Here is an 11,705-nt window from a genome sequence, read left to right as displayed (position 1 = left end):
CGGCCCTGTGGATGCTGATGCTGCTGCCCGCCCTCGTCGCGGGACGGCTGCTGCTGCACCACCGCGGGGCGCTGGCCGCGGTGGTGCGGGAGCGGCGGGGGCGCTGAGGCCGACGGGCCGGAGGGTGCGGGTCGCGCAGGCGCGGCCCGCACCCTGTGCGCCGGAACCGCGTGGACGCGGGACTGGGGTGCGCCGCACCGCGGGGGCGGCTGGGGGGGCCGGGCCGGCGGAGACCGCGGCCGCCGTGCTCGCCGACGCTCTGCGCACACACGGCACGGGCGCGTACGCGCGGGTCCTTACCTGCGGCCAGGTGAGCGCCGGCCTCACCCCGCAGGCGGCCCAAGCGGTGGCCGCGGCCCTCGCCGCCCGGCCCGGCGCTGCATCACGAGGCAACCGACGCGGGCTCGGCCTGGAGTCCAGGGGTGTCGCCTCACGCTGACCCCCGAGCTGCTGCCGCCGAAGATCGCGGGACTTCCCCAATTGGGGAAGTCCCGCTCAACGGCAAGGGGGGACGCACGGGCCAGGGCTGCGTTAACGGGGCCGGGCGTTGCCGGGACGATGGAGGGATGAGCACGACTCGTCCGATGCCGAACCAGCGTGAGGCTGCCGCCGCGTGCGGGGTAAGCCGTTCCACGATCCGTCGGCGCCGTGAAGCCGGGCTGTTGCCGGGGTCGGTGGAGAACCCGCAGCGGGGCCGGCTGATCCCGGTCGAGGCGCTCCTCGCCGCCGGCTTCATCCTGAACGCCTCCTCCCCGCCTGACCAGTCGTCGCCCCCTGGGTCGGCGTCATCTGGGGACGGCCCGGGTGGCCTGGTGGGCGGATCGGTCGCCGAGCTGCGTGCCGAGCTCGGGCGGGTACGGCATCAGCACGCCCTGGAGCTCGCCGCGGCCCGCCACGGCCAGGCGCTCGCGGAGAGCGCGGCGATCCGGCTGCGGGATCGCAGCCCGATGCCCGGGCGGAGCACATCGGTGACCTTCAGCAGGCGCTGATGCCGGACCCGGTGCGGCCTGCGATCCCGCAGCCGGGCGAGGGCCTCGGCCGTTCGCCCTACCGCGGCTGACGGTGTCCCTGGCGGGTCAGCCGCGGTAGCCGGAGCGGATGAGTTCGTCGGCGGACTGGCGGCGGTCGCCGGCTGCCGTCTTGGAGATGTCGAGCTGGGTGGCGATCTCGTCGAAGGAGACCGCGTACATGTCCGGGTGGGCGGGGCGTTGGTCGTCAGACCGTCGTCTCCTACGGGCTGGCTCGTCGTTCTGGCCGCAGCCCTGGTCTTCCCCGGTACGGGCTGGTGGCTGCCGGCGGTGGCGGCTCTTGTGGTCATGCCCATGGACCTCGTCCCCGTCCTCGTGTTCCTGCGCGACCGGCGCGTTCCCCTGCGGGTGCGCGCCTCGCTGAACATCGAGGGCGGCTTCAACGACGGCCTGATCTGCCCGCTCTTCGTGTTCTGCACCGCCAACATCGTCTCCGCCGAGGGCGACTCCTTCGCCGACCTCGTCCTCAGCGCGCTCAAGGGCGCGGTGTACGCCGTGATCGTCGGCACCGTCCTCGGGTACCTTGCCTCCCGTCTGGTTCGCTGGTCCATGGAGACCGGGGGCGGAGCCCGCCGGCCTGCGCTTCGCGGGCCTGGCGCTGCCGTTCTGACGTACGCGGCCTCCGTGCTCCTGGGAGGCAACGGCTTCGTCGCGGCGTTCGTCGCCGGTCTCTGGTAGGCGAACGTTCCCTCCGTAGCGGGCGACGGCACCCTGGAGCTGTGGAGGACGCGAGCCATCTGATGCCCCTCGCGGCCTGGTACGCCTTCGGCGCGCTCAGCACGGAGGCGTTCGGCGACGGGGTGCCGTTCCAGGCCGCCGCCTTCGCGGTCCTGGTGCTCAGCGTGGCCCGGTTCGTGCCGGTGGCCGTCTCCCTGGCCGGCACGTCGTTCACCCGGGGCTGAACGGGTCGTGATCGGCTGGTTCGGCCCGCCCACCGGACCGTAGTCGTGCCGCGCCTCCCGAATGGGTCATAGTCCTCGTAGTCTGCGCCGCCACTCCTCCTGCTCGGCGAGTTCCGTCGCGGCCAGCGCCAGGACCCTCCTCTGTAGCGGCCCGTACATCTCGAGGACCGAGCCACCTACTCCTCATCGTCTTGTGACGGCCTCATGTGGCCGAGGTCGAGGATGTGGTGCTCGGGGGTGGGGCAGTCAGCCCATGCTTGCGTGACACGTTCTGGGCTCCAGTCAGCGTCGATCCTCTGAAGAAGGAGGCTGTAGTAGTCGTCGGCGGCGGCTTGGCGGCCGGTCCGCCAGGCGGCCCCCCGTAGACGCCGGGCTGGGGCAGGGTCATCTCTCCGGCGGGGCCGAAGGTCAACTGGTTGACGACGAGGATGCCGGTCCCCGGGTCGATGGTGAGGGGTGTGTGGCCCTCGGCACCGGCGGGCGGCGGGCGGCGGGCGGCGGGCGGCGGGCGGCGGGGTGTCCCAGAGGCGGATGGTGATCCGGGCGCGGATGTCGGGCTGAAGAGTGTGGAGGCAGCAGGTGGTAGCCGTTGCCGGCTACCACCTGCTGCCTGGAGGCGGCCAGGGCCGCTTCGTCGCCCAGGATGGCGTCTGCGTCGTAGACCTCGACGATGTTTCGGTCCGGGCGTGCGGTGACGCTGTACTCGGCGACGGGCAGCAGGGGGGCAGGGCTCCTTGGGTTATGGGGTGGTCTTCACGTGGAAGGGGTCGCCGTCGAGTGTGCGGCTGGTGATGTACATGCTGTTGAGCATTCGGCCACCGGCCTCGTTGTGCGTGCCTTCGATCAGGCGGACGGAGAAGCGGTTGTTTCCCTTCAGGGAGCCTTCGTAGGTACGGGCGAAGGGATACTCCTCGCACTGCAGGCGCGTGCCGGCGTAGTCGCCCCGGATCTTCTTGCACTCCTTGATGGAGTTGGCTCGCTGCTTGTCGCTCTTGTCGGTGTCGGCGAGGCGGTGCAGGGGTTCCGTCTGGCCGGGTACGGACTTGCCGAGGAAGGAGGGGAAGGTCCGTTCGGGACGCTTGAGGGCGTCGTAGATGTGCAGGGCGCTTTCGTTGACGGCGGGGTCCTTCCGGCTCATGGCGAGTTCGACCCTGGAACCTGTGAGGACAGCGCCCTTGTACTTGCCGGCGATCGGACCGGCGTAGTCGAAGCGGAAGGTGGACCGGAAGCTGCCACTTCCACGTAGGGGTCCACGGTGGGTGAGTTGACGGTGGTGGTCATGTCCAGCGCGGTGAAGAACCTCGGAGGTTCACCCGGGGTCGGACCTGGCCGGCCGGTGCGGGGCACTGGCCCTGTCCCCCGTCGCAGCTGTGGGCTTTGCGAGGTGACCGCCCTGCCGCACACGGCCGCTGGAGGGTTGCCTCGGGAACCACCGGCCCGGTTGCGCGGTCACGCGCTGCCGGGTTGCCTGTTGGGGGGTCAGGATGTGCCGGGCGGGGTCTGGGGCGGGTTCTTCCTGATCAGGTCGAGGAGGCCCGGGAAGCGTGTTTCCAGGTCGTCCGCGCGGAGTTGCGCCATTCGGCTGTTGCCCCGGTCGACCTGGCGGATCAGCCCGGCCTCGCGCAGGATGCGGAAGTGGTGGCTGCGCGTCGATTTGGAGATGGGCAGGCCGAACGACGAGCAGTGCCGCTCGGCACCGTCGGCCGCGTGGGCGAGGACCGAGACGACCTCGTAGCGCAGCGGGTCCGAGAGGGCGTTCATCACGGAACGCAGGTGCATCTCCTCGAGTGAGGGGTGTCCCTCTGCGTCGGGCATGGCGGCGGCTCCTCTATCAGGGGGCGTACCCGGCGTACGGCGTGCTCAGGGGCGGGGCGGGTGAGTTCGCAAGGGAGGTTCTACTTGCATCATACCTACGCCCCGTGCCACCTTTAGGTTCGATCAAAGCCGAACCTTCATCGGAGTGCCCACGCATGTCCACACAGACCGAGCCCGCCGGGACCGCGTCCCCGCCCGACGCCCCGGCAGCCGCTGCCGCCCCCGCTCCCCCGCCGGCCGGCCCCCGGCAGACGCTCACGCTCGCCGCCGTCCTGCTCGCCGTCTTCGTCGTTCCCACCTCTATCTCCGGCACCGCCGTCGCCCTCCCCGGCATCGGCGCCGACACCCAGGCGGGCCTCGTCCCGCTCCAGTGGGTCGTCAACGCCTTCAACGTGGCGTTCGCCTGCTTCACCCTCGCCTGGGGCTCGGTCGCCGACATCATCGGCCGCGTACGGGCCTTCGCCGCCGGCGCCGCCATCTACGCCGTCGCCTCGCTCGGCAGCGCCCTCGCCGGGAACGTGCTGCTCCTCGACGCGGCCCGCGGCCTGGCCGGCCTCGGCGGCGCGGCGATCTTCTCGTGCGGCAGCGCGATCCTGTCGACCGTCTTCACCGGCCCGGCCCGCGCCAAGGCCTTCGCGCTCTTCGGCACGGTCGCGGGCATCGGCGTCGCGGTCGGCCCGTCCGTCTCCGGCGCGCTCGTACAGACCCTCGGCTGGCGCTGGGTCTTCGCCCTGCACGCCGTCGCCCTCGGCCTGGTGCTGCTCGCCGTGCCCGCCATCGCCCGCTTCGTGACGGAGCAGCGCCGCACCGGCGCCCGCATCGACGTGGCCGGCAGCGCGCTGTTCGTCGTCGCCATGCTGCTGCTGACCACCGGCATCGTGCAGGGCTCGCAGTGGGGCTGGGGCAGCGCGGGAGTGCTCGGCCTGTTCGCCGGGACGGTCGTCGTCCTCGCCGTCTTCGCCGCGGTCGAGAAGCGCCGCGCCCATCCCATGCTGGACCTGAGCGTGCTCGCCAACACCCGGTTCCTCGCGCTGTGCCTGGTGCCGGTCGCCGCGTCCTTCGGGTTCGTGACGATGCTGACGTACCTGCCGACGTACCTGACGGCCGTGGGCGGCTACACCAGCGGCGGCGCCGGTGTGGTCATGGTGCTGCTCACCTTGCCGGTGTTCGTCTGCCCGATGCTCGCAGCCAGGCTGGTCGCCCGGGGCGTTCCCGCGCTGGGCCTGCTGTACGCGAGCCTGGCGTGCCTGGTCGTCGGCGACATCGCGCTCACCCTGTTCAGCCCGGACGTCGCCCTCGCCGTCGTCGCCCTGCCGATGCTGGTCACCGGCGCCGGCATGGGCCTGTCCGCCGGCCTCGTGGACGGCCAGGCCCTGGAGAACGTCGCCCCCGAGAAGGCCGGCATGGCGGCCGGGTTCCTCAACACGCTGCGCCTGGGCAGCGAGGCCGTCGCCGTCGCCGTGTACGGCTCGCTGCTGGCCACCACGCTGGCCACGAAGATCGGCACCGGCATCGACGGCTTCCCGGGCGCCGGCGAGCCCACGCGGATCGCCAACCAGGTGGCGGGCGGCGACCTCGCCGCCGCGGCCGAACGCGTCGCCGCCGACCGGCGGGAGGGCTTCGCCGACTTCCTCACCGGCGCCTACGACTCCGCCTTCGACACCCTCCTGTACGTCCTGGCCGCCGTCTGCCTGGTGCTGTTCCTCGTCGTGGTCGCCCTGTGGCGGCGCGGCGGCCGCGCGGCCACGCGGGCCTAGGGGGAAGAGGACCCTCTCATGTCCCCGACACAGCACTACGGTGTCGCGGTCGTCGGCGGCGGTCCTGTCGGCATGCTGCTCGCCGCCGAACTGGGCCTGCGCGGTGTCCGCACCGTCGTCCTGGAGCGCCACACCCGCACCGTCGACCAGCCGAAGGCCGGGACCCTGCACGCGCGGACCGTGCAGTCCCTGGCCCGGCGCGGTCTCCTGCCCACCGGACGCGGCGGTGCCCCGGACCGGGCGGCCACCACGCCCTTCCACTTCGCCGGGCTGCCCGGCCTCACCATCAGCGCCCCGGCGGTCGAGGGCCGGCCGATCGCCGGGCGCTCCCAGGCCGACCTGGAACGCGACTTCGAGCGGCGGGCCCGCGAGCTGGGCGTCGAGATCCGCCGGGGCCACGAGGTCGTGGGACTGGCCCAGGACCCCGACCGGGTGGAGGTCACCGCGCGGCTCGGCGACGGCAGGCACGCGACCGTCACGGCCGACTACGCCGTCGGCGCGGACGGCGCCCGCAGCGCCGTACGCGCCCTGGCGGGCATCGCGTCCGACGAGCACCCGCCCCGGGTGGCGGCCCTGCTGGGGCAGGTCCGGCTGCTCGACCCGGCGGGCACGCCGCCCGGCTGGAACCTCACGCCCCGCGGGTGGACCGTCGTCAACGTCAACCCGTTCGGGCACAGCCGGGTCATCACCTTCGACTTCGACGGCCCCCACCCCGACCGGCACGCTCCCGTCACCCTCGACGAGCTGCGGTCCACGGCGAGCCGGATCGCCGGGCACGACATCCCCATGGACGACGCGGTGTTCACGAGCCGGTTCAGCGACTTCGCCCGGCTCGCCCGCCGCTACCGCGACGGCCGCGTCCTGCTGGCCGGCGACGCCGCGCACGTCCACTTCCCGGTCGGCGGGCAGGGCCTCAACCTCGGCCTGCAGGACGCCTTCAACCTGGCCTGGAAGCTGGCCCTGGTGGTGCGCGGCGAGGCGGGCAAGGGCCTGCTCGACACCTACCACGACGAGCGCCGGCCGGCGGGCCGCCGCGTCGTCGACAACACCCGGGCCCAGCTCGCGCTGATGCGGCCGGGCGACGACATGGCGCCGCTGCGCGCTCTGTTCACCGAACTCCTCGGGCTCGACCAGGTCAGCGCCCACCTGGGCGACATGATCAGCGCGCAGGAGACCGCCTACCGCGCCGCGCCCGGATCGCCCTGGCAGGGGCGCTTCCTGCCGAACCTGGCGCTGGAGGCGGAAGGCGAGGAGACCTGCGTGGCCGCGCTGCTCCACACCGGACGGCCGGTGGTGCTGCTGTTCCCGGACGCCGACCCGCGCCTGGCCGGCACGGCGGGCGCGTGGTCGCGGACGGTCGACGTCGTGCGGGTCCGCTGCGCGCACCGGCTGCCGTGGGACGCGCTGCTGCTGCGCCCCGACGGGTACGTGGCGTGGACCCCCTTGCAGGGCAGGCGCGCCACCCCGCAGGACCTGCGCGGGGCGCTGCGCCAGTGGTTCGGCGAGCCCCGTGGCCCGGCGCCGCTGCCCGCCGCCGGGTGAGGGCACGCGGGACGCCCCGGACCCGGCCTGTCCGGGGTCCGGGGCGTCCCGCGCGGCCCGGCGCTCTACCAGCGCACCGGCAGCGCCACGGGGCGGCGCAGCAGCGTGCCGTGGTCCCAGGGCAGCGCGGCCGGGTCGGCGTCCAGGGTCAGGCCGGGGAACTCCCGGGCGAGCCGGGTGAGCAGCGTCGTGATCTCCAGCCGGGACAGCGCCGCACCCATGCAGTGGTGCATGCCGTAGCCGAACTGGAGGTGCCGCCTGCCCTTCCTGTCGGGGTCGATCACCTCCGGGTCCGGGAAGGCGTCGGGGTCCCGGTTGGCGGCGAAGGCGTCGGCGTAGACGATGTCACCGGTGCGGACGGCGCCTTCGGCGAGTTCCAGGTCGCGGGTGGCGACGCGCGGGAAGGTGGAGATCGTGCCGAGCGGGATGACCCGGGTCAGTTCCTCGACGAGCCGTGGCGCGACGTCAGGGTCGTCCACCAGGCGCCGCCACAGCGGCGGAGCGCACAGCAGGGTGTACACGGCCTTGGTGAGGACGGAGAGGATGTTCTGGTCCGCGCCGAGCACCGAGCCGAGCAGCAGCCCCACCAGTTCCTTGTCGCTGAGCGCAGGTTCGACCGTGCCGCGGGCGGCGACGAAGCGGGCGACGAGGCCGTCGGCCCGGGTGGGGCGGGCGCCGGTCACGAGGTCCGTGACGTAGCCGTAGACCTTCCAGAAGTGGTCCAGGAGCGTGGGCACGTCGTCGCCGGAGGCGATCTGGACGGTGCGGGAGAACGGCCGGAAGTACGCGATGTCCTCGACCGGGATGCCGAGGAAGTGGCAGTTGACGGTGACGGGCAGCGGGTCGAGGACGGTGCGGAAGAGATCCGGCCGGTCCTCGGCGCGCAGCGCGGCGAACAGCTCGTCGATCACGGCGTCGGCCGTGGGGCGCAGCCGCTCGACGCCGGCGGAGCTGTAGTCGGCCGTGACGAAGCCGCGCATCCGCGCGTGGTCCGGGGTGTCGAGGTTGAGCAGCAGCTCGGGCGGCATGGTGGTGGGCAGGAAGCTGGGCCCGTCGTCGACGTTGGTCTCGGCGCGGGCGAACGTCGGGTCGGCGAGCACCTTGTGGACGTCGGCGTACCGGGTCAGGTGCACGGCGGTGTGGCCGCTGGGGAGGGTGATCAGCGGCAGGCCGCCGGAGGAGCGGCCCGGCCGGGGCGTGTAGGCGGGCGGCGCGTCGAGCCGGGGGACGCCGGCGAGCGGGAACACCGTGGTGACGGTGGTCGCGGAGGTGCTGAGGTCCATCGAGGGAAGCCCCGTTTCGTGGTCGCAGTCGGGTGACGTGGGCGTCACAGGATGCTGGGCAGGCCCGTGAGCTGCCGCAGGTCGTGCAGGGCCTGGTGGTTGTCGCGGAAGTGGACGGTGCGCCAGCCCTGTCCGCGGGCGGCGGCGCAGTTCTCGGCGAGGTCGTCGACGAGGACGCAGTCCTCGGGCGCCGCGCCGGCCGTCTTGGCCGCCAGGTCGAAGATCGCCGGGTCGGGCTTGCGGACACCGGCCCTGCAGGAGTCGATGAGGCAGTCGACCTCGCCGGCCGGGGCGACGATCGCCGTCCAGTACGGCTCCCACTCGACGACGTTGTTGGACAGGATGCCGACGCGGAAGCCGTTGTCGCGGGCGTACCGCAGGGCGCACACCATCACGGGGTTGGCCGTGACGCCCTCGAACCACTGCTCGCCGAAGGTCTCCAGGCGGGCGCGGCCGAGGTCGAGTCCGGGGTGCCGGGCCGTCAGCACGCGGCGCAGACGGCTCCCCCACTCCGCCTCGGTGAGGGCGGCGGTCTCGATGGGCGCCAGGGTCGGCACCCCCATCTCGGAGGCCACCTCCTTCATGGCGGCCTGGAGGTACGCGGGCGGGATGCCCGTCTTGCGGTGGTAGGCGTCGTACAGGTCGTCGAGCGGGGGCGAGAGTACGCCGCCGAAGTCGAACCAGATCATGGGCAGGGGCATGCTGGCGCCCTCCTGGGGCGGTGAACGGGGTGGTGGAAGGGTGGGCCGCGCGCGACGGTGCGCGGCCCGGGATGGGGCCGCTACGCGCAGGCCGGGGCCTTTGCCGGCGCGGACGCGGCGGGGACGAGGATCCGCCCCATGGGGCTGGTGCACCGCAGGGCGATCTCCGCCGTGGAGATCACCGTCTCCTCCTGGAGGCTTTCCATCCGGAAGACCGCCGCGCCCGGGGTCTCGGGGTCGTCGACCAGGTCGGCGCGGCACACGGTGGGCAGTTCGAACTCGCCGAACCGCGCGAAGGAGGCGTCACACCGGGTGAGCGTCAGCCGCTCGGGCGAGAGCCCGAGGAGTTCGTGGGCGGCGTGCAGGGCGGTCTGCCGGTACGCCTCGAAGAACAGCGCGCCCGGGATGTGGTCCAGCGGGTGGTCGAAGAGCGCCGGGTGCGCCTGGTCCACGACGACCCGCGCGACGATGCCGCGGCCGATGGACGCGGCGTCGGCGAGGACCACGTTGGCCGGCGAGCGCCGCCCGACGGCCGCCGGGGACAGCCGGTGTCCGCCGGGGTGCGCAAGTGCGCGCGGGGTCTCCAGGTCGAGCCCGGCGCGGCCGCGTGCGCGCAGCTGGTCCCAGGCCTCGCCGGGCATCCACTGGATGGCCATGGTCATGACGGCGGCCGCGCGGTCGTCGACGTCCAGCCGCATCTGCAGTGTCACGCCGACGCGTTCGTCGCCGCGGCGCTTGTCGGCGGTGACGGAGGCGGTGAGCAGGGCATGCCCGGGCAGCGGGCCGATCTCCAGGGCGGCCGTGTCGAGGACGGTGAACTCACCGGTGTTGAAGCTGAACTTGGCGCCCAGCGGCACGCCGAGGTGTTCGTGGGCGACCAGGATGGAGGTCTGCCGGAACACTTCGAGCAGCAGGAGCGGGTCGTAGGCGGCCGGAGTGGCCAGGTGGTCGCTGTAGTAGCTGTGCACACGCGGGAGCTGCGCGGCGATCAGGAAATCGTTGTCGGAGCGCCGCCGCGTATCGGTCAGGAACACCTCGCAGACAGCGGCGCGGTGGACGAGCTGCCGGGAGACGGTCGCCGCGTAGGACAGGCCGTGGTTTCCCGAAATTGACATGCCTCGGTTCCCCCTCGAGTAGTCAGGTTCGAAAATGACCGTACCAAGGTTCGATCATTCTCGTCCATTGGTGATGATCACAGCAGGCAGGCGACGGTTTCAGCCAACCGCCAGGGGCGCCTCGATGCCCCCGTCCAGCCCAGGATCGTCAGGTGGCGGCCTTCTTCGGTGCTCGTGACGGGTAGCGGTGTGCCGTGGCGGAGCACGTCGAAGAACACGCCGGCACGGCGGCAGAGCGAGACGCCAGGACGCCCCGGCCCGGTCGCCGCGAAGGACAGCAGTCCGACCGGGCCGGCGAGCGGCCCGACACGGCCCACGGGGTCGGGGTGGGTGTGCTGGAGCTCGGACCAGGCGGGCCGCAACCCGCCCGGCGGATCTTGGAGCGCGGTCTCTTCCCGGCTGCGTCTCCTACGGTCTCGCGTAGGGCCTGCGGTGGGCTGTCGCCGTCGGGTCGGCCCGTTCGTCCCCAGCAGTGGCATGAGTCCTTCTGTCCTCGTTGCGCCTGCCGGGCCGGACGCCGGGCAGCCCCTTCGTGGACGGGGGCGTGCCCGGCGTCGCGCGCGCCGTCTGCGGCCGGCGGGTTTGGGGTAGCGTCGGCGGCGCCCGGTCCGGGTCGTCGCCGCCGGTCTCGTACCAGGGCGCGCCGCGCTGGAGCCGGGGCAGGGTGTTCACCCAGACCGCGACGGTGATGCCCTTCACGGCGTCGGCGAGCGCCTTTCAGCGGTTGTGCAGCAGATGCTCCTCCTTGCCGGCCAGGACGACATGCAGCTGCGGGAAGGTGGTCTAGCGGGTGTAGCGGTGGCGCTGCCAGAACGGGTACGTCGTACCGATCGTGCCGCGGGCGCCTTCCCGGACTCGGTGCCCGGCGTAGCGCTCGTAGTCCCAGACCTCACGCGCAAGGCGGGCCTGGGGCGTGGTGCCGTTGTCGAGCTCGAAGAGGCAGCGCGGCACGCGAGGAAGGGCGGCGGCCGACAAGAACATCACCCTCCAGGAGGCGGCCTAGTGATGGGAAACTCTTCGGATCTTTCGCCGTAGGGCGCTGACCTGCGGACTTGCATCACAGGAGGTCGAACTGCAGGAGTTTTTCATCCATAGCATCGCCGCATGGGTATGGACATCACGGTTCTGGTCGTGGACTGGGCGCGCTTGGCGCGGGTGCCCGCGCAGGACCGGCTGCGGGTGGTGCAGGAGGCGGCGTACGGGGACGCCGACGCGGACGGCGACGTCGTCGACGGATGGATGTGGCCGGCCGCGGCGGAGCGGTCCTGGCTGGGGCGGTACGAGTTCCGGGGCACGCTCGGCTCGTACAAGCCGCACTTCTGGGCGGCGGAGGGCTGGGAGAAGGTCCGGGGCACCGTGGGGGGTGAGGCGCGGGCGGCACTGGACGAGTTCCTGGAGGGGCTGGTCTGGTGGGGGCCGCGGGCCGACGTCGACGCCGAGCAGGTCGGCCCCGGGGTGTTCCCCTCGCTGGAGGGGCTGTGGCGGTCCGGGCCGGTGATCGTACGCGGCCCGGAGACGGTGGCGCGGCTGCGGCGGAGGTGGTGCGAGGCCGGTCCCGGGCT

The 11,705-nt window shown here is 73.0% G+C and carries 13 protein-coding genes; 6 read left to right on the top strand and 7 right to left on the bottom strand.

Annotated features, from left to right (window positions below; all coding sequences use genetic code 11):
* Window positions 1-566 precede the first annotated feature (566 nt).
* From BJP40_RS30910 to BJP40_RS30900, 3 genes are all read left to right on the top strand, one after another.
* The gene (locus tag BJP40_RS30910; RefSeq protein WP_143066061.1) at window positions 567-989 is read left to right on the top strand and encodes a helix-turn-helix domain-containing protein; all 423 of its coding nucleotides are present in this window, start codon (window positions 567-569) and stop codon (window positions 987-989) included.
* 219 nt (window positions 990-1,208) lie between these two features.
* Window positions 1,209-1,706, top strand: coding sequence for a cation:proton antiporter (locus BJP40_RS30905; RefSeq protein WP_143066060.1), 498 nt, complete (start codon window positions 1,209-1,211; stop codon window positions 1,704-1,706).
* 41 nt (window positions 1,707-1,747) lie between these two features.
* Entirely contained in the window at window positions 1,748-1,930 is a 183-nt protein-coding gene (locus BJP40_RS30900) for a hypothetical protein (RefSeq protein ID WP_071284271.1), read from the top strand.
* A gap of 739 nt (window positions 1,931-2,669) precedes the next feature.
* Here BJP40_RS30900 and BJP40_RS30895 read toward each other — a convergent pair.
* Window positions 2,670-3,068 (bottom strand): NucA/NucB deoxyribonuclease domain-containing protein, encoded by a 399-nt coding sequence (locus BJP40_RS30895; RefSeq protein ID WP_071284269.1) that lies wholly within the window; start codon window positions 3,066-3,068, stop codon window positions 2,670-2,672.
* 341 nt (window positions 3,069-3,409) lie between these two features.
* Window positions 3,410-3,745: a helix-turn-helix transcriptional regulator gene (locus tag BJP40_RS30890; protein WP_071284267.1), complete on the bottom strand. Its 336-nt coding sequence runs from the start codon at window positions 3,743-3,745 to the stop codon at window positions 3,410-3,412.
* Between the two features lie 155 nt (window positions 3,746-3,900).
* Here BJP40_RS30890 and BJP40_RS30885 point away from each other — a divergent pair, with 155 nt between their 5' ends.
* Window positions 3,901-5,502, top strand: a complete 1,602-nt coding sequence (locus tag BJP40_RS30885) for an MFS transporter (protein WP_071284265.1) — start codon at window positions 3,901-3,903, stop codon at window positions 5,500-5,502.
* Window positions 5,503-5,520: 18 nt separating this feature from the next.
* Window positions 5,521-7,044 carry an FAD-dependent monooxygenase gene (locus BJP40_RS30880; RefSeq protein WP_071284262.1) on the top strand — a complete coding sequence of 508 codons (1,524 nt, stop codon included), beginning with the start codon at window positions 5,521-5,523 and terminating at the stop codon, window positions 7,042-7,044.
* A gap of 65 nt (window positions 7,045-7,109) precedes the next feature.
* On the opposite strand, the gene BJP40_RS30875 is transcribed toward BJP40_RS30880, so the two are convergent.
* The 5 genes from BJP40_RS30875 to BJP40_RS36030 form a co-directional block, all read right to left on the bottom strand.
* Entirely contained in the window at window positions 7,110-8,327 is a 1,218-nt protein-coding gene (locus BJP40_RS30875) for a cytochrome P450 (protein WP_071284259.1), read from the bottom strand.
* A gap of 44 nt (window positions 8,328-8,371) precedes the next feature.
* Window positions 8,372-9,028 (bottom strand): HAD family phosphatase, encoded by a 657-nt coding sequence (locus BJP40_RS30870; protein ID WP_071284256.1) that lies wholly within the window; start codon window positions 9,026-9,028, stop codon window positions 8,372-8,374.
* An 80-nt stretch (window positions 9,029-9,108) separates the two neighbouring features.
* A complete protein-coding gene (locus tag BJP40_RS30865; RefSeq protein WP_079171601.1) occupies window positions 9,109-10,143 on the bottom strand; it encodes a ScbA/BarX family gamma-butyrolactone biosynthesis protein in 1,035 nt (344 codons plus the stop codon).
* A gap of 77 nt (window positions 10,144-10,220) precedes the next feature.
* A complete protein-coding gene (locus BJP40_RS34790) occupies window positions 10,221-10,460 on the bottom strand; it encodes a hypothetical protein (protein WP_177204517.1) in 240 nt (79 codons plus the stop codon).
* A gap of 466 nt (window positions 10,461-10,926) precedes the next feature.
* Complete coding sequence (locus BJP40_RS36030; protein WP_226962829.1) at window positions 10,927-11,124, bottom strand: replication-relaxation family protein; 198 nt, start codon at window positions 11,122-11,124, stop codon at window positions 10,927-10,929.
* A gap of 123 nt (window positions 11,125-11,247) precedes the next feature.
* Here BJP40_RS36030 and BJP40_RS34785 point away from each other — a divergent pair.
* On the top strand, window positions 11,248-11,705 hold a 458-nt coding region (locus BJP40_RS34785), incomplete at its 3' end, for a hypothetical protein (RefSeq protein WP_177204519.1).

The sequence above is a fragment of the Streptomyces sp. CC53 genome (genome assembly GCF_001865245.1).
In the GTDB taxonomy this organism is placed as follows: domain Bacteria; phylum Actinomycetota; class Actinomycetes; order Streptomycetales; family Streptomycetaceae; genus Streptomyces.
Note: the sequence above shows the minus strand (reverse complement) of the source record. Positions and strands in the feature narration are given on the sequence as shown.